This is a genomic window from Candidatus Auribacterota bacterium, from assembly GCA_026392035.1.
Taxonomy (GTDB): Bacteria; Auribacterota; Tritonobacteria; order UBA1439; family UBA1439; genus JAPLCX01.
Genome location: JAPLCX010000037.1, coordinates 1 through 16,790, shown reverse-complemented (window position 1 = coordinate 16,790; position 16,790 = coordinate 1). Strand labels below are relative to the sequence as shown.

Genomic DNA, 16,790 nt, shown 5'->3' with positions numbered 1-16,790 from the left:
TTGTCCTTGACCGGCGGCAGTGGAACGGATAGGATTAAGCTACCGTACAGGTGAACAAATCATGCGCTGGTTTCTGGTGACAATGGTTCTCTCATCTCTGTGCGCAGCGGCACTCGCCCTGCCGTCGGACGCCGCGCCTGAACAGCCGCCCGCGCCCGTGAAGGTCACGCCATCCCTCCCACCTGTGTCAGCCACGCTCAGGAACATGGTCTTTATGTCGCCGTTCGGAGGTTACTCCCCTGTCAACTACAACAAGAAGGTCGAAATTCTGGATCCGGACGGGAAAGGAACCTCGATCCGTCCAGGAGACCTGAGCTTCCCGCTCATAGACCTCATACGGCGCGCGCAGAAAACGATTGACATCGCCTGCTACCTCTACGGCATCTACACACCCGAGCACACCGAAATCGCCAACGCGTGCGAGCGCGGCGTCAAGATTCGCCTTTTCCTCGACCCCTCCATCAAGGACAAGAATAATGTACCCGTGATCAACGAGGCGGTCGAGCGCATCAGGAAAGACAGGCTCCAGATCGCGATAAAGATAGTAGATCCTGCGCGGGCGGAGAAGGCAACCGGCCTCCCATTCCAGACCATGCACGAGAAATTCGGCATCATTGATGGGAGGCACGTGTTCACCGGGAGCGCCAACATCGAACCCGGCGCGAATGTGAAGTACACGGAGGACCGCTTCTTTTTCCTGGACAATCCCGAGATGGTGAAGTCGTTCCAGGGAGAGTTCGACCGCCTCTGGGACGGCATGGGGCAATGGGTTCTCAATCCCGATGAGGGTAAAAATAAGGATGAGCGCGCTGAGAAAAAAACCACTCGCTAGCTCCCTGGCGGCTTCGCTCGCGGGGCTCTGTCTCTTTCTGCCGGCGCACCTCGAGGCGAAGATAGACGCTTATTTCAACAGCGTGGAGCGCCTTGAGAAGTACGTCAAGGAAGGATTCTCCGAGGCGGTGTCCAGGGCGAAGAAGGGTCAGCCGGCGACGATCGACATCATGATATTCAGCTTTACCTCGCCTTCCCTCTCCGAAAGCCTCCTCCGCATCGCCCGCGATTTCCCCGGCGTGCGCATCCGCATCCTCGCCAACCTGAGCCAGCTCTTCAGGGAGCCGACCTCGGTCATACCCGACATGGAGGGCATCGTCTCAGGCAAGATCGAGGCGTACCGGCGGGTGGCCGAGCGGCGCAAGTACTTCCTCAAAAATCCCGAGGAGAGGAAACTTGCCGTGGAGAGCGAGTTCAAGCAGATCGTCAGCGAATATCGTCAGAAACCTATCTCCAACATAGAGATCAAGTACAAGTGGTTCCCCGCATTCTCCTGGGATGACAAAGAGGGCAAGGCCGCCTATGACCATTTTCACCCGAAGGCCGCCCTGCTCCACCACAAGTCCGCGGTCGTCAACGGAGACACACTCGTCACCGGAAGCTACAACTGGTCCACGTATGCGGAGACAAAGAACCTGGAAAACCTCATGATCATCAGCGGCCCCGAGGACCGCACGCTCATCACCGACTTCCAGGCGGAATTCGAAGCGATGTGGAACGATCCGGACATCGCCAAATCCGGAGAGGAATGCAAGACGCTCCGCGATAAGATCTGCGCGGAGCTCGACCGCCAGCACAAGGAAGGACAAACTCGAAATACGAAACTCTAAATCCGAAACAAATGCAAAGCACAAAACCCAAAATCACTATATTTTATAGGTTTGGATTTTGCATTTTGGATTTGTTTATGGTTTAGGGTTTAGAGTTTAATGGAAGTTGGGTAATAAACAATCCCTTTATTCTTTTACTTGCCTGTAGTCGCGATTGCCTCGGGATTTCTGTGATGGATCGCCGTCAATTCATCAAACGGAGTTCGCAGGCTGCCGTCGGTCTCGCGTTTGTGGGGCGGCCCCGGTGGCTTTTCGCGTCGCCCGCCTCCCCCGCCGCGACTTCGAAGATTCTCGACTTCTCCGTCCCTTCCTCTCCCTCCCTCCCGCAGATCGCCGTCGCCAGGGGAGGTCCCCCGGGGAAGATGGTCACGGACGCGGTTGCGGCGCTCGGCGGCGTTGAGCGCTTCATCCGCAAAGGCGACCGCGTCGTGGTGAAACCGAATGTGTCGTGGGACAGCAGCCCCGAGCTCGGTGCGGACACGCACCCCGACGTCGTGGCGGCGCTCGTCACGCTCTGCCTCAAGGCGGGGGCGCGCCAGGTGGTCGTGCTCGATCACACCATCGATGAGCCGCGGCGCTGCTTCGCGAGGAGCGGCATCGGCCCCGCGGCGTCCGCCGCGGGGGGGAGGGTGGAGTTTCAGGGGACACGAAACTTCCGCGACGTGACTCTCGGGGAGGGAATCAGCACGTGGCCGGTGATGACCGCGCTCTTCGAGGCGGACAAATTCATCAACCTGCCGGTCGTCAAGAGCCACAGCCTGAGCACGCTCACCGCGGCGATGAAAAACCTCTATGGCATCGCCGGCGGCACTCGCTCGCGGCTCCACAGGAAAATCGACGAGAGCATCGTCGCGCTTGCGAACTTCGTCAGGCCGACGCTCGTTATCCTCGATGCGGTCAGGGTCATGATCCGCAATGGGCCGAGCGGCGGCGGCGCGGCCGACCTCATCCACCCACACGTGATAGCCGCCGGCACCGACCAGGTGGCGCTGGACGCATTCGCCGCCACCCTGCTCGGCGCGCGCCCGGAAGATGTGGGCCATATCCGTCTCGCGCACAAGAAAGGGCTCGGGGAAATGGACTACAAGAAGCTGCGCATCAAACATATTAATTCCGTGTAAACCCCATATATGCCCACACAATTTGTAGGGGTTCGATCTATCGAACCCGAATGAAAATCGGGGCGGATAAATCCGCCCCCTACATTAAATTCGCTCCTACTGTACAGTCAGGGAAAATCATAATGGACAAATCAGCCATCATCAGGCTCCGCAGGCTGCGCCGGCTCTCGCAGGCGCTCTTCCTCTGCACATTTCTTCTTTTCCTGCTCCGGACATCCTATTCCAGCCGCACGCTCAACCTCGCGGCGGTTGAAGTTACCACAACTGCCCCGGTCAATTCCTTTTTTAAATTTGATCCCCTCATCGGCCTGGCGTTCCTGATCTCCACGCGCACATGGTACGCGGGCGCCGCGTGCGCCCTCTTGACGCTCGCTGCGACGGTGGCGCTCGGCAGGTTTTTCTGCGGCTGGGTCTGCCCGTTCGGCACGCTCCACCACCTCGTCGGACAGCTCGGCGCCGGATTCGCCGGGGCGCGGGGGCGCTACGCGCCATGGCAGGCGCTCAAATACTACCTGCTGGTATCGTTGCTCCTGATCGCTCTCTTCACCCCGCTGCAGCCTGCGGTCATCGATCCCCTCTGCATCCTGGCGCGGTCGTGCACGCTTTCCGTATTCCCCGCATTCCATTTTCTCGTCAAGGGGGCGCTATCCCTCGCCGCCGATTCAGACCTCCCCCTACTCGATCCCGCAGCCGAGACGGGATACGCCTTTCTCGAGTCGAGACAGCTCATCGGCGCGCACGTGTTTTTCCGATCCGCGCTCCTCACGGGATTCATCCTTGCCTCCCTCCTCGCCGCCAATCTCTGGTACCCGCGCTTCTGGTGCCGATTCCTATGCCCGCTCGGGGCGCTCCTGGGGCTTGTGTCGCGCGTCTCCCTCCTGAGGATGGTGAAGCGGAACGCGCAGTGCACGATGTGCGGCGATTGCACCATCCGGTGCCAGGGCGGCAGTTCACCCGAGGGCGGCGCGAGATGGAAAGCGCCCGAGTGCCTTCTTTGCCTCAACTGCCTGGCCGCGTGTCCCGAGGACGTTCTTGACTTCAACGTCCTCGGCGTCCGGGATGCCGCCGAGTACACACCCGACCTGACGCGGCGGGGCCTCATCGTGAGCATCGGCGCGGGCCTGCTGGCGATCCCCCTCCTCCGCGCATCAGGAAGGGCGGGCAACCGCTCCATGCTCATCAGGCCGCCGGGTGCGCGGCCCGAGGATGAGTTCCTCCGGACCTGCCTCCGCTGCGGCACGTGCACGCGAATATGCCCCACGAGCGCCATCCATCCCTCGATTGCGGAGGCCGGCATCGAGGGCCTGTGGACGCCGCGGCTCATACCGCGAATCGGCTACTGTGTCTACAGTTGCACCCTCTGTGGACAGGTGTGTCCCTCGCAGGCGATCAGGAAGCTGAATACTGAACAGAAGATGGGTTCGGAGAGACTCAGGCCGGTGAAGCTCGGCACCGCCGCCGTGGACAGGAAGCGCTGCATCCCCTGGGCGACCAACATGTCATGCATTGCCTGCGAAGAGGTATGCCCGGTGTCCCCCAAGGCGATAAAAATTGACGAGGCCGCGGTACGGGGGCCTCGCGGGGAGCAGTTCATTCTCGGCCGCCCCGTCGTTGACACGCGCCAGTGCGTCGGCTGCGGGCACTGCGAGTACGTATGCCCGGTCGAGGGCGCCGCCGCCATCAAGGTTTACTCCTCTGGAGAAACGCGAGCGGAATAAACCCGCTCCCGAAATAGCGGATAGCGCGAGAATGCAATTGGATTAGAAACATTACGTGACCCTGATTTTTCCTTGTTGTACTTTTATCCCCATATGGCATATAATTAATTGTTTTCAGCAATAAAAGGATGCGCACATGAAACGATCCCTGGTCGTGCTGGTTGTCATTCTTGCCGCTCTTTTTTATTTTCAAGATTCGTATGCACAACTTGGTGCCTGGAGTGGTATCACTCGCTCAGGTTCCAGTGGTAGTTACACCTATAGTGTAATTCCTGGCCGAGAGAATAGACCTGTGTGCTGGGTCAATTGGTATGATGCAGCAAGATTTTGCAACTGGCTTCACAATGGAAAGGGAAATGGTGACACGGAGAAAGGAGCTTATAATTTTGCATCTGGTGACTCCAATGATCCCAGGGGATATGATGATGACCTTACCAATGACCCGGTTGCCCATGAATCTGGCGCCCTGTTCTGGATCCCAACGGCAAATGAATGGTATAAGGCAGCCTACTACTCGCCAGCAAAAACTTATTACGACTATCCAACGGGCTCGAATACTGAACCAATCGCAGAACCTCCACCCGGAGGTCAAAATTCCGCAAATTTCCTGCATGAGGATCCGCCGATGTATGACCCACCCGGAACAGAGGATGTGGGTTCATATATAAATGCTCCCTCTCCTTACGGCACCTATGATCAATCCGGTAATGTCAGTGAATTGATAGAAGATAAGGGCAATGAAGGGACTAGAACAACCGTGGGGTGTGGCTGGTCTTCTGGATGCGCTGGGGATGCGAATGGTTTCTGGGAAGACTGGCCGGAAGGAGGGAACCCGTCGAGAGGGTCAGAAAACAGCGGTTTCCGTGTTGCGAGTTCTACTGGAGTCAGCCCCGCTGCGACCGCCACCACTGCATGGACGATGTTAAAGAACAGCTCCCCGCGCGCGGGACTCAGCGCGGTTGAAGGCTCACACAGCGTTACTCCTGTAGCCCTTACCTGGGTCGCTATAGGGAATGGAGGGAATCCAAATGATGATCCCGGATATTCGGGAGAAGGATTTGGGGGAGTAGACTACGACTATTACATTGGCCAATATGAGATTACTTATTCCCAATATTGCGAATTCCTGAATGCGGTGGCAGCTACTGACTCCCATAGCCTCTTTAACGGAAATATGGGCACTACCGTGACGCCTAACTACATCAACCTCGCGGTGACGCCCGCGACCGTGGTGCCCGGAGGCCCCGTCACGCTCGCCTATGCCTGCGACTTCACCACCTGGCCCTATCAAGGGGTTTCTGTTACACAGGGAAGATCAAGGAGCCGACGTTCAGCAACGCCGCGTTCCCGCCCGTTCATACAACCGGTTCCATTGGGGTGCGTGCGCCCAAGGGTGCAAGCTTCGCGGGCAACTACGTCTTCGCGACCGCCTTCATCTACAAGGGGGATGGATTCGTCCGCACCGACCTTCCGGTGGAGAACTCAAACCTCTTCACGATTCAGTGAGTAGCCCTCTGCACACCCCGGCAGTGTGCAGTGATAGGTCATTTGCAAGCATTCCTTTCGAGAGGCGATTAAAAATGTAGTTCTCTTCCACTTTGTGTGGGGGGCACTACTTGTAACTCCTTCTGATTTAATATAGATCATGATGTGCTTTTAAGGCACCCCCCACCTTAGTCCTCCCTCCGCCGGAGGCGGACAAGCCTCAAGCTCGCTCGCCTCTGGCGAGGAGGGAGGAGAATGTACCGCACCCACACGAAATGGAAGAGAACCAAAATATACAGGTTTGTGATATTCATATGTTATAATTACTACGGATAGCGGGGCGATCCGATTTTTTGAAGAACGCATAAGCGGAAAAGGGAGATATGATGTCACCGATATTGAAGATTTACAAGGATGACGAAGAGCGCGAGCTTGACTTCGAGCTTGATTATCAGCTCTCTCTTTCTGTGGAGCAACGCTTTCAAATGATGTTTCAAAAATCAAAGGAGATTTCGGAGATATTGATCAGGAATGGATACCGAAAGCCTTTTGAGATCATTAAACGACCATAACGTGGAATACGTTATTATTGGAGCGACGGCCTTTCCCGTGCACGGTTACTCCAGGGCTACTCTGGATATTGATATCTTTATTCGCGCAACCAAGTCAAACGCCAAAAGGACATGGGAAGCTCTCAAGGATTTCGGATACGATATGGCTGATGTCTCCCCTGCCGAAATGTTGTCCAAGAAGATTCTGATACGCCAATATGCGGTCGAAAGCGACGTCCACCCTTTTGTTAAGGGGATAACGTTTGATGAGGTTTGGAAAAACAAGGTTACGGGAAGGATCGGAGAAGCACAGGCTTATTTCGCATCTCTGGATGATTTGATTAAAATGAAGCAATCTTCCGGGAGAGATAGGGATAGAGGAGACTTGAAAATCCTCTTAAAGCTTAAGGAGAAGCTATGAGATTAATCCAACCTTATAGTGCCCGGAAACCCACAATGTTGCACGAAACAATCACCCTGCTTCTCGTTGCTGTATTTTGTTCATGTATCTTTGCTGCAAGCTCAAATGCCCAGCTTGCCGATTCGCCCTAGCCGATGTTCCGGTGCAACAAGGAGCACACCGGCCGGAGCCCCTACGCCGGCCCCTCTATCCCGTCTCTGGCATGGAGTTATAAAACCGGGGACGTCATATGTTTTTCCTTGCCCGCGATAGGTTCGGATGGGAAGGTCTGCTTCCGCAGGAGCGACAAATACCAGCGACGCACCCGCCATAACTGTCCCATTACTCAGGAAGGTGGATTTCATAACCGCTTAGGTGTGAAATAGGCTATTATTAAAGCCGCTTGGAGGACGATATGTCTGAGAGAAGCATTGACTGGTTGCGGCAGGCCGAGAGCGATTTGGAACAAGCCAAAAGTTCTTTGAGGGAAGGCCGCTATGAATGGGCTTGTTTTGCCTCACAGCAGGCCGCTGAAAAGGGGCTGAAATCCGTCTATGAAAATTTAAAAAGTTGTGTCTGCGGTACGGGACTAAGGAGATATGCTTAGGAGCGTATATATGGAGGGATTAGATTTGCCCGAAATTAAGGGAGTGCCATTTGAAAAGAAATGGCTCCTTATGGATGATTAACTGGAATTCGTTAATTTTAATCTGCGATATACAAGTTGGCTCAAACGAAATGGAAGGATAACCCATGAGAAGAACATTGTGCCCGGCTTCCGCCCTCATCCTGGCATCGCTTTACACGGGCTTCGCCCAGCCCGGCCCATTTGCCTGGCCCATGTTCCGCTACAATGCGCAGCACACAGGCCGGAGCCCTTATACCGGACCGCCCGATGTAAGCCTCCACTGGAGCTATGCCGCCGGCACATTCATCGAATTTTAATCCCCCGCCATAGGGCCGCTCAGTGGGATATCGTTTGGGTCGTATGACAACAACATCTACTCCATTGATTCGTCGGGCAACCTCCATTGGAGCTATCCGACTGGGGACTACGTGGAATCATCCCCCGCGCTCGGCTCCGCCAATATCGGCTATGTCGGCTCTCACGACGGCAGATTGTACGGGCTGACCGGCGCAGGGAGACTTTCATGGAGCTACACGACGGGGGGCGTCCTATATTCTTCGCCGGCGATCGGTTCAGACGGGGGCGTGTACCTGCCGGGCAGAGACAATGCCCTGTATGCGTTTAACCCGCACGGCGCTCTCCAGTGGTCGTTCATCGCCGCCGGAAAAATGGAGTCATCACCCGCGCTGGGCTCGGACGGCTCTATCTATGTCGGCGATGGCGGATACCTCTATGCGCTCAGCTCTTCTGGAACGCTCATCTGGAGCTTCCTGATAGGCAACAGCATGAGCTCGTCACCGTCGATCTCCTCAGATGGGAGACTTTACGTCGGGAATAACGACAATTGCATGTACTGCTTCGGGGAGTTCATTCCAACTCCCACACCCACCGCTACCCCGACCCCCAACTACATCAACCTGACCGCGAGCCCGACCGTCGTGCCTCCTGGCACCTTTGCCACGCTCTCCTACGCTTGTGACTTCAGCTACACAGGGAAGATCAAGGAGCCGACGTTCAGCAACGCCGCGTTCCCGCCCGTTCATACAACCGGTTCCATTGGGGTGCGTGCGCCCAAGGGTGCAAGCTTCGCGGGCAACTACGTCTTCGCGACCGCCTTCATCTACAAGTGGGATGGATTCGTCCGCACCGATCTGCCCGTGGAGAACTCAAACCTCTTCACGATTCAGTAAAAAGCTGGAATGAGACTCGCGCAGGGCACGCATGAGCGTGCCCTGCCGTTTTTCACCTCTGGCGTATCTGATTGATATCCGCACTATCTTCTACTATACTGCCCTCGAATGAAAGGTTACGTCCAGCTCTACACCGGTGACGGGAAAGGCAAGACGACCGCAGCCCTCGGCCTCGCGTTGCGGGCGGCGGGCGCCGGGATGCGAGTGCTCATCGCCCAGTTCATCAAGGGGAGGCCCTACTGCGAGGACAGGGCGCTTGAGAAGCACAGGGGCCGAATAGTGGTAAAGAGGTATGGTCGGGGATGCTTTATCCGCGGGAAGCCACGGCCGACTGATATCACGGCGGCACGGCGCGGGCTCAAGGAATGCGAGGCGGCCATCCTCTCCGGCGCATACGGCCTCGTCATACTCGACGAGGCGGCCATCGCCGCGCGCCTGGGTCTATTCCCTGTGTCAGAACTCGTGCAGCTCGCCAACCTGAAACCGCCGCACGTCGAGCTCGTCATCACCGGCCGATCCGCCCACCCTGCGCTCACGAAGCGCGCCGACCTCGTCACGGAGATGAGGGAGCGGAAACACTACTATCGGCGCGGGGTAAAGGGGAGAAAGGGAATAGAAAAATAAATCCCAAATCCAAAATCCCAAACAAATCCCACATTCAAAATACAAAATCCAGCAAAAACCGAAAATGACATAGGAGTCTTGTGCGTTGGAGATTTAGATCTGGGATTTGTTTTGAAATTTGAAGTCTGGTTTTTAAACCTAAGGCCAGGGGAGTGACACAGTACGATTAAAATTTATCTGGCGTGATATACTCTCCGAACTTTTTTCGCGCCTGGATTAATCTTTCCTTTTGCTCTTCCAATACAGTGAACAGAATCTCGGGCGTGTCCTGCACCACCGTCCTGTAAATCTCTTCTATCCGGTCGATCTTGGCGAGATTCTCAGGAATCCGCACGGTAAACTGCGCCATGTAGTCCTTTCCGGCATACCCTTCTTTGAGCACCTGCGCAAACAGCTTCTCCAGATCCTCATATCTCGGGATCAGGCCGGTGGGCGTGCGGATCGCCTCGACGTCACCGTGCACGCGCAGCTCCATCCACTTGTACCAGACCCTCTTGTCCGTCTTCTTGTTGAGGAACTTACCGTCCTTCCCCTTGATGAAATAGTTCACGGAGAAGATTTGGGGAGGGGTTTTCAGGCCGGAGCTGAAGTCGAGGTTTGTCCGGATATATTTTCCGATCTGGATGGAGAGGAAATCCAGATTTGACATCGGATTGAACTCGCGCACTCCTTCCTTCCCGAGCGTCGCGGCGGTGGTCTCCGACTCGAGCGCGGCGCCCTTGGTGATAATCCCGTGCGCCCAGTCGAACGACTCTTCCACAGGGACGGAGGTGTCAGAATCCCGGCCGCCGTACACGATCGCGCCTACCGTGACACCCTCAGGGTCGTGCAGCGCCGGGTCAACATTACCAAGTGTCTCCAGCGAGAGAGTGAATCGTGCGTTCGGGTGTGAGGGCGGGATTTCCTTCCCCGCAGCATCCTTCTTTCCGATCCACCACTCGCCGGAGTGATTCATCCCGCGGGGAGGAACTTCCCCATCTTTCCCGATCCAGCACACCCCTTTTTCAGGGGTGACGAGCACATTGGAAAATATGACCTCTCCCGGGGAATGCAGCGCGTCCCACTGGCTCGGGTCGTCCTTGGAGTTCACGCTCTGGATGATGCCGAACATTCCCTTCTCCACGTTGACCGCGCGCACCTCGCCATCCTTTTTCCGAAGATAGGCGATATCGTCGCCGACAATCGACTCTCCCTCGAGCATGGCGGTGGATGTCTTGCCGCAGAGCGACGGGAAGGCCCCGAGGAAATATGTCGTGCGCTTCTTCGGTCCATGAACCCCCATGATGAGCATATGTTCCGTAAGCCATCCCTCTCTCGATCCCCTGTGGATTGCGAGGCGCATCGCCAGCTTCTTGAGCCCGATCGTGTTGCCGCCGTACTGTGTGTTCACGCTGTAAACGATGTCATCCATGATATCTATATAGATGCGCCGCATATCGAGATTCTTGCAGGTCTTGCGCTCGTCGAGTTCGCCCTGAGAATGCAGGAACTTGAAGAACCGCGCCTTCGGCCCCTGCCGTATAAATTCTCGGTATCCCGGCCTGTAGAGAATGGTCTCGCTGTGGGCGACGTAGCTCGAGTCGGTGATCTGCACGCAGGGGATGGAAAAAACGGAATCGGGCGGGCCCAGGGTGAAGAAGCAGACGTATGCCTCTTTGCCCTGCATGATGTTCCTGAGAATATCGTGGATATCCTTCAGGGCCATATCGCGCGGCTTGGTCTCAATCGCCTCGCCGAGGCTCACTCCCGCGGGGACAAGAATTCCCGTGTTCTTCTTGTCTCTCCCCTGGTCGTTGTAGTTGTCGAAGTGGAAGGTATGGCCCTTGCGCGCGAGAGGCGTCTCTTCACTATTTCTCACCGCCGACTCGCGGAGGTAACGAATATCTTCAGGTTCATCCGCACATACGAAAATTGTTGCCGGGTTGCAAAGCTCCACGCACCAGGCGAGGAATTCATGGAGGGGCGGGTTATCAATCTTCGCGAGCTTCTTGAAATCTTCCTCACCCACAATCTTTCTAAGCATTGTTACCTCTTTCATCCCTAGCCCTTCCGCACGCGGCATATCCGTATGGAGCGGTAGTATAAAAAAATCGGTATTTTGATGCAAGCACTATATCCTTTTCCCGGTAACCGCTCAGTGAAGCGCTTGTAAATCCCCAATACCCTGTAGCCGACACTTAAGTGTCGGCTACAGATATATTGTGCGGATTTGGCAAGAGCCGCCACATGTTGTGTCACCTAATCACAGAACATGTTTACGGTTTAAGAAAGAATATGTTAGAATTCAACATACACTTCCGCAAGGAGAATGCGAATGGGCGAGGAACTGATAGAAGTGATAAAGGGACTGCAGGAAAAAAGCGCGCGCAAAATACTGCTGGTCGTCGCCGACGGCCTCGGCGGGCTGCCGATGGAGCCGGGCGGGCCGACGGAGCTCGAGGCGGCGCGCACACCCAACCTGGACGCCCTCGCACGCATATCCTCGTGCGGCCTCCTGGAGCCCGTGGGGCCCGGAATCACGCCGGGCAGCGGGCCGGCGCACCTCGCGCTCTTCGGCTACGATCCCATCAAATACAATATCGGCCGGGGCGTGCTCGAAGGATTGGGAATTGATTTCCGCCTTACCGGTAGGGATGTCGCCGCGCGCTTCAATTTCGCCACGGTGGACAATAACGGGAAGCTCGTGGACCGCCGGGCGGGCCGCCTCAGCACCGAAGAGAACCAGCGCCTCGTGAAGAAGCTGCGCGAGGGGATCAGGCCGCTAAAGGGCGTTGATGTCTTCATCGAAACCGTGAAGGAGTACCGGGGGCTCATCGTGCTCCGCGGCGACGGGCTCTCGGGCGATATCCACGACACGGATCCGCAAGAACTCGGAGTGCCCGCCCTCCTCGCGCGCGCGTTTACCAAAGAGGCCGAAAAAACGGCAGCGCTGTTTAATAACCTCATCACCCAGGCCGCCGCAATCCTCAACGGAGAGAAACGGGGAAACATGGTGCTCCTTCGCGGCTTCGCCAAATATGAACCCCTCCCGACGATGGCGGAGAGATACGGCGTGAATGCGTTCGCCGTGGCGCAGTACCCGATGTACCGCGGCCTCGCACGTCTCGTGGGGATGACGGTCGCCCCGCACACGGGGAGCACCGCTGAGGATCTCAGGATGCTCGCCGACAACTTCGCCGGTTATGATTTCTTCTACCTGCACTACAAGAAGACCGACACCAAGGGAGAGGACGGCAACTTCCCGGCGAAGGTGGAGGCGATCGAGGAGCTGGACGGCATCGTTCCCGAACTGCTCACACTCAAACCTGATGTCCTCGCCATCACCGCCGACCACTCGACACCGTGCGCCCTCGCGATGCACAGCTGGCACCCCGTGCCGCTCCTCCTGCATTCTCCCTACTGCCGCGTGAGCAGCGGGGCGCGCTTAACGGAAAAGAGTTGCGCGTCCGGCGCACTGGGCTTGAGGCCATCGACCGACCTCATGCCGATTCTGCTCGCGCACGCGCGGAAGCTGACCAAATTCGGGGCGTGAGGTCAGCACGGAGCATCTGGAACTGCAGGATTATGAGAGACCAGCTACAGCTTACGGTGAGGGAAATCGAGATCCGGTTTCTCCGCGGAGGGGAGACGCCCGCCAGCGGTGAGATCGCCCTCCTCGAAACCGATCCTCGCGCGGGGGTGCGGCGGATTGCCTCTGTCTTGAAAAAGCGAACCGCAAAGCGCGAGCGCGAGAGGAGCCGCCTCGCCGCGCTGCTCGCCCATGAGCAATCACTGTGGGAGCGGGGGGTGAGCTACATCGCCGGCGTGGATGAGGTCGGAGTCGGACCATTCGCCGGGCCGGTGGTCGCGGCGGCCGTGGTCTTTCCTCGCCGCACCTTCCTCGAAGGCATCAGGGATTCCAAGGAACTCAGTCACGACCGCAGGGTACAGTTGGATGGAGCGATCAGGAGAGAAGCGCTCAGCGTGGGGATCGGGTTGGTTGACGTGGGAGAGATAGACCGGATCAACATCTACAGGGCGACGCTCGAGGCGATGCGGCTCGCCATCCTCGATCTGAAGATGAAGGTCCAGCACGTGCTGGTTGACGCAAGGACGATACCGGGAATCGGCATCCCCCAGGAGGCGATCGCGGGAGGCGATGGGAAGATATTCTCCATCGCCGCCGCATCCATCGTGGCGAAGGTGTACCGTGACAACCTCATGCTCCTCTACGACAGACAATACCCCCAGTACGGTTTTGCGCGCCACAAGGGATACGGCACCGCCGAGCATATCCACGCCCTCCACGAACACGGCCCCTGCGACATCCACCGACGCTCGTTTGATTGGAGGAGCTCCACCGGGGCTCGTACCAACGTGAAACTCGAAACACCAAACTCTAAACCCTAAACAAACTCAAAACACAAATTCCAAAAATGCAAAATATTATTTCCACCATTTTGAGTTTTGGATTTGTTTGGAATTACGGATTTATTTAGAGTTTAGGATTTAGGGTTTATATGTCATACAGATATCTCGAGCACATTGGCGACGCGGCGATAGAGGCGACCGGGCCGACACTGGAAGAGGCCTTCGCTGAGGCCGCCAGGGCCATGATCGGCCTGATGGTCAATGCGAGGGCTGCCGCACCGGAAAAATCCATCGAGATTGAAGCAAGAGCGGCCACGCATGAGGAACTCCTCGTGGAGTTCCTCAACGAGCTGCTGGCCCAGCAGGGCCTCCACACTCTCATCTTTATCGACTGCCGTGTGCACGGGATCACCCGGGCGACTCACGGCGGCTACGCGCTCACGGCGGCGGCGAGCGGCGTGAAACCGGAACGGGTAGGCGCGGGACTCGGCCACGAGGTCAAAGCGGCATCCTATCAGGGGCTAAAGGTCGAGCAGAAGGGCGGGTGGTGGACGGTCCGCTGCGTTTTGGACATGTAAAAAAGCAGTCGCTAGTCATTAGTTTCTAGTTGCAGGCTAATCAGCGTAATGAGGTAACCAAGTAGGGAGGTGATGATATAACGAGTATAGTGTATCGCCACGCGCAGCCCGGGTATCTATTGCGATTCGTGCTGGGCGCAGGAATCGCAATCATCGTCCTGCTCATGGCATTATTGGGATACAACACAGTTGCCCTGATCGTATGCCTCATCCTTGCCATCGCCCTCGCTCTCATGTACAGCCTCACCGTGGAAATCGGCGATGATGCCCTGAAAGTTCGGTACGGTCACGGCCTCATCAGGAAGACAATACCGCTCTCAGCAATAGACTCCTGCCGAATGGTGCGCTATCCCTGGTACTTCGGCTGGGGCTTGAGATGGATGCCCTGCGGCTGGCTGTTCCGCGTTTCCGGCCTCGCCGCAGTCGAGCTCGGAATGAAGAACGGCAGGCGCTACGGCATCGGCTCCGACGAGCCTGAGGAGTTGGAAAGGGCAATAAAGGCTGCGTGCGGCAAAGGCTGAACCGGTCAGCCAGCCATCAGGAGGTTTGATCCGTTTAAGCTGCTAGTGTCGTGTCTCGGAATTGCCTTGAATTAATTTGTCATTGCGAGTCCCGCTGAGCGGGACGAAGCACTCTCAATTCATTGTAATACAATAGATTGCTTTCCCAGCTCGCCGGGACTCCTCGCAATGGGTGAAATACTCATAGATTGTTGGTTTTCGTGTTGGTAAATATTGCATAACCCTTTGTTAGATAAATAATTGGGTATTTTATATACTTTCCTTTCTTAAACCGGTTTAAGAAAGGAGATTTATCATGTCAAAAAAAACGGTGCGTTCATTGTGACTGTTCACATGTTCAAAAGTATGGCAAGACTTCGAACCATAAACAAAGATTCCAGTGTCTTGCATGTCACAAAACATACATAAACAACTGTAGTTTTGCAGAAATTTAGCATACGAGGTGTCAATAAAAAATGGTTCTTACGCCCTCAGTTGTGGCACACTTTCAATAGCGTTGGAGGTGCACCACAAACAAAAGGAGTAAGAACCGGTGATACTATGGCACCTCGCGGAGTCATTTGTCAAGATGATCGATCCCATTTCTGAAGTGTTCACCGCTCCCAGCTACGAGCATTTCAAAAGCATGCTGACGAGCACATTGTTGAGTAGATCAAAGCGTACCGTGACCACGGCGGTGCGCCTCAGTGGGCTCATCCGCTCGTTCAGTAACGTCCACAGGTTCGTGAGTCGGTATGTCTGGGACGTGGAACAGCTCGCGCGTTCCATCCTCTCGTTGATCCTTCACTATCTCCCTGCACATGTGCCGCTGATCTTCGCCATTGACGATACCAACGTCCGGAAAACCGGCCCGAAGATTTTCGGTCGCGGACTGCATTTCAATCACACCGCAAAGGGCGATCAGCCCAAATACATCTTCGGCCACAACTGGGTTACTCTTGGTTTTCTTTACCGGAGTAGTTTATTTTCAAAATGGCTCTGTTTTCCTCTGTGGACGAAGCTCTATGTCCCGCGCAAGAGTCTTCCCGCCGACCGCACACACCGCAGCCGTATTGAAATAGCCGTCCAGATGATCACCCATATCTGCAACTCTCTGCAGCGAAGCATGATACTCGTCGTCGACGGCGGCTACGTGCGGCGTCTCATGCTGGGATGTGTTAAGCTTTTAGGCTCCACTCTCATCGGACGTCTGAGAAGCGACGCCGCACTCTATGAGCTCCCGGCGAAGACTCGGAAGACCCGGCGGGGGCGTCCCCGCAAGTACGGGCCGCGACTACAGAAACTCTCCAAGATCGCCCAGTCGGTCACGTACACCACCTGTCGCCTGAAACTCTACGGACGTATGCGTGACATCAGGGTTCACGCGTTTACCGCGGTCTGGAAACCGGCAGATGGTCTCATCAAGGTGCTCATCGTCCACTGGCCCCGAGCGAAGAGGCCCCGCTATTTCTTCTGCACTGACCTCAACCGCTCCATTGCATTCATCCTTCACCTTGTCGCCGCCCGGTGGGCGGTGGAGACGGCGTTCAAGGACATGAAAGAGCACCTCGGCTTCGGCGACTACCAGTGCAGAAGAGAAACGGCGGTCTCTCGCTCGGCAAACCTGACGTGCGCGGCCTTGAGTTTGCTGACATTGTGGAGTCTGAGAGAATCGTCACAACGACAGCCGGAGCTGTGGGATGCCGTGCCCTGGTACCCGCACAAGCGCTACCTCTCGGTGCTCGACATGCAGGAGCAGCTCAGAGCCAAGAGCATTCAAAGATCAATTTTGAGCATCTTTATGGGCAAGGCCCGTAAGTCTCGAAAAATCAAGCAGCTTTTAGCGCTCGCGAAACTTGCCGCATAGCGTTTCGGCGCAAAATGCAGGCTTCTTGGCCTGCTGATGCATTATAAAAGTGTTCCTGTAGCCGTTTTTGAATAACGGCTCAAGCGAGTTCTGTCTTATAAAAGTGCAAAACTACAG

16 protein-coding genes are annotated in these 16,790 nt (G+C 56.2%); 15 read left to right on the top strand and 1 reads right to left on the bottom strand.

Annotated elements, in window-relative coordinates; genetic code table 11:
* Positions 1-61 precede the first annotated feature (61 nt).
* The 10 genes from NTX71_03640 (at position 62) to NTX71_03595 (ending at position 9,378) form a co-directional block, all read left to right on the top strand.
* On the top strand, positions 62-832 hold the full coding sequence (locus NTX71_03640) for a phospholipase D family protein (GenBank protein MCX6338995.1): 771 nt from the start codon (positions 62-64) through the stop codon (positions 830-832).
* Entirely contained in the window at positions 801-1,661 is an 861-nt protein-coding gene (locus NTX71_03635) for a phospholipase D-like domain-containing protein (GenBank protein MCX6338994.1), read from the top strand. Before NTX71_03640 ends, NTX71_03635 begins: the two co-directional genes overlap by 32 nt.
* A 173-nt stretch (positions 1,662-1,834) precedes the next feature.
* A complete protein-coding gene (locus NTX71_03630) occupies positions 1,835-2,782 on the top strand; it encodes a DUF362 domain-containing protein (protein ID MCX6338993.1) in 948 nt (315 codons plus the stop codon).
* A 122-nt stretch (positions 2,783-2,904) separates the two neighbouring features.
* The gene (locus NTX71_03625; protein MCX6338992.1) at positions 2,905-4,500 is read left to right on the top strand and encodes a 4Fe-4S binding protein; all 1,596 of its coding nucleotides are present in this window, start codon (positions 2,905-2,907) and stop codon (positions 4,498-4,500) included.
* 136 nt (positions 4,501-4,636) lie between these two features.
* Positions 4,637-6,010: an SUMF1/EgtB/PvdO family nonheme iron enzyme gene (locus NTX71_03620; protein ID MCX6338991.1), complete on the top strand. Its 1,374-nt coding sequence runs from the start codon at positions 4,637-4,639 to the stop codon at positions 6,008-6,010.
* 506 nt (positions 6,011-6,516) lie between these two features.
* A complete protein-coding gene (locus NTX71_03615; GenBank protein MCX6338990.1) occupies positions 6,517-6,957 on the top strand; it encodes a hypothetical protein in 441 nt (146 codons plus the stop codon).
* Positions 6,958-7,351: 394 nt separating this feature from the next.
* Positions 7,352-7,543 (top strand): HEPN domain-containing protein, encoded by a 192-nt coding sequence (locus NTX71_03610; protein ID MCX6338989.1) that lies wholly within the window; start codon positions 7,352-7,354, stop codon positions 7,541-7,543.
* A 146-nt stretch (positions 7,544-7,689) separates the two neighbouring features.
* Positions 7,690-7,881 carry a hypothetical protein gene (locus NTX71_03605; protein MCX6338988.1) on the top strand — a complete coding sequence of 64 codons (192 nt, stop codon included), beginning with the start codon at positions 7,690-7,692 and terminating at the stop codon, positions 7,879-7,881.
* A gap of 27 nt (positions 7,882-7,908) precedes the next feature.
* Positions 7,909-8,754: a PQQ-binding-like beta-propeller repeat protein gene (locus NTX71_03600; protein ID MCX6338987.1), complete on the top strand. Its 846-nt coding sequence runs from the start codon at positions 7,909-7,911 to the stop codon at positions 8,752-8,754.
* Positions 8,755-8,862: 108 nt separating this feature from the next.
* Complete coding sequence (locus NTX71_03595) at positions 8,863-9,378, top strand: cob(I)yrinic acid a,c-diamide adenosyltransferase (protein ID MCX6338986.1); 516 nt, start codon at positions 8,863-8,865, stop codon at positions 9,376-9,378.
* A 166-nt stretch (positions 9,379-9,544) separates the two neighbouring features.
* Here NTX71_03595 and NTX71_03590 read toward each other — a convergent pair whose 3' ends face one another.
* Positions 9,545-11,416 carry a phosphoenolpyruvate carboxykinase (GTP) gene (locus NTX71_03590; protein ID MCX6338985.1) on the bottom strand — a complete coding sequence of 624 codons (1,872 nt, stop codon included), beginning with the start codon at positions 11,414-11,416 and terminating at the stop codon, positions 9,545-9,547.
* A gap of 276 nt (positions 11,417-11,692) precedes the next feature.
* Between NTX71_03590 and NTX71_03585 the strand changes: the two genes are divergently transcribed.
* The 5 genes from NTX71_03585 to NTX71_03565 all read left to right on the top strand — a co-directional run bounded on the left by NTX71_03585 (position 11,693) and on the right by NTX71_03565 (position 16,673).
* Positions 11,693-12,910, top strand: a complete 1,218-nt coding sequence (locus NTX71_03585; GenBank protein MCX6338984.1) for a 2,3-bisphosphoglycerate-independent phosphoglycerate mutase — start codon at positions 11,693-11,695, stop codon at positions 12,908-12,910.
* Positions 12,911-12,942: 32 nt separating this feature from the next.
* Positions 12,943-13,767, top strand: coding sequence for a ribonuclease HII (locus tag NTX71_03580; GenBank protein ID MCX6338983.1), 825 nt, complete (start codon positions 12,943-12,945; stop codon positions 13,765-13,767).
* Positions 13,768-13,877: 110 nt separating this feature from the next.
* On the top strand, positions 13,878-14,306 hold the full coding sequence (locus NTX71_03575) for an archease (protein ID MCX6338982.1): 429 nt from the start codon (positions 13,878-13,880) through the stop codon (positions 14,304-14,306).
* 119 nt (positions 14,307-14,425) lie between these two features.
* Positions 14,426-14,827: a hypothetical protein gene (locus NTX71_03570; GenBank protein MCX6338981.1), complete on the top strand. Its 402-nt coding sequence runs from the start codon at positions 14,426-14,428 to the stop codon at positions 14,825-14,827.
* 532 nt (positions 14,828-15,359) lie between these two features.
* Positions 15,360-16,673: a transposase gene (locus NTX71_03565; protein MCX6338980.1), complete on the top strand. Its 1,314-nt coding sequence runs from the start codon at positions 15,360-15,362 to the stop codon at positions 16,671-16,673.
* Positions 16,674-16,790: the final 117 nt, after the last annotated feature.

What these genes read in the sequence shown, in the direction of transcription:
- NTX71_03590 (MCX6338985.1), bottom strand. Translation starts at nt 11,416, where the DNA reads ATGAAAGAGGTAACAATGCTTAGAAAGATTGTGGGTGAGGAAGATTTC.
- NTX71_03640 (MCX6338995.1), top strand. Translation starts at nt 62, where the DNA reads ATGCGCTGGTTTCTGGTGACAATGGTTCTCTCATCTCTGTGCGCAGCG.
- NTX71_03595 (MCX6338986.1), top strand. Translation starts at nt 8,863, where the DNA reads ATGAAAGGTTACGTCCAGCTCTACACCGGTGACGGGAAAGGCAAGACG.
- NTX71_03585 (MCX6338984.1), top strand. Translation starts at nt 11,693, where the DNA reads ATGGGCGAGGAACTGATAGAAGTGATAAAGGGACTGCAGGAAAAAAGC.
- NTX71_03625 (MCX6338992.1), top strand. Translation starts at nt 2,905, where the DNA reads ATGGACAAATCAGCCATCATCAGGCTCCGCAGGCTGCGCCGGCTCTCG.
- NTX71_03630 (MCX6338993.1), top strand. Translation starts at nt 1,835, where the DNA reads ATGGATCGCCGTCAATTCATCAAACGGAGTTCGCAGGCTGCCGTCGGT.
- NTX71_03605 (MCX6338988.1), top strand. Translation starts at nt 7,690, where the DNA reads ATGAGAAGAACATTGTGCCCGGCTTCCGCCCTCATCCTGGCATCGCTT.
- NTX71_03580 (MCX6338983.1), top strand. Translation starts at nt 12,943, where the DNA reads ATGAGAGACCAGCTACAGCTTACGGTGAGGGAAATCGAGATCCGGTTT.
- NTX71_03615 (MCX6338990.1), top strand. Translation starts at nt 6,517, where the DNA reads ATGGATACCGAAAGCCTTTTGAGATCATTAAACGACCATAACGTGGAA.
- NTX71_03575 (MCX6338982.1), top strand. Translation starts at nt 13,878, where the DNA reads ATGTCATACAGATATCTCGAGCACATTGGCGACGCGGCGATAGAGGCG.
- NTX71_03635 (MCX6338994.1), top strand. Translation starts at nt 801, where the DNA reads ATGAGCGCGCTGAGAAAAAAACCACTCGCTAGCTCCCTGGCGGCTTCG.
- NTX71_03610 (MCX6338989.1), top strand. Translation starts at nt 7,352, where the DNA reads ATGTCTGAGAGAAGCATTGACTGGTTGCGGCAGGCCGAGAGCGATTTG.
- NTX71_03620 (MCX6338991.1), top strand. Translation starts at nt 4,637, where the DNA reads ATGAAACGATCCCTGGTCGTGCTGGTTGTCATTCTTGCCGCTCTTTTT.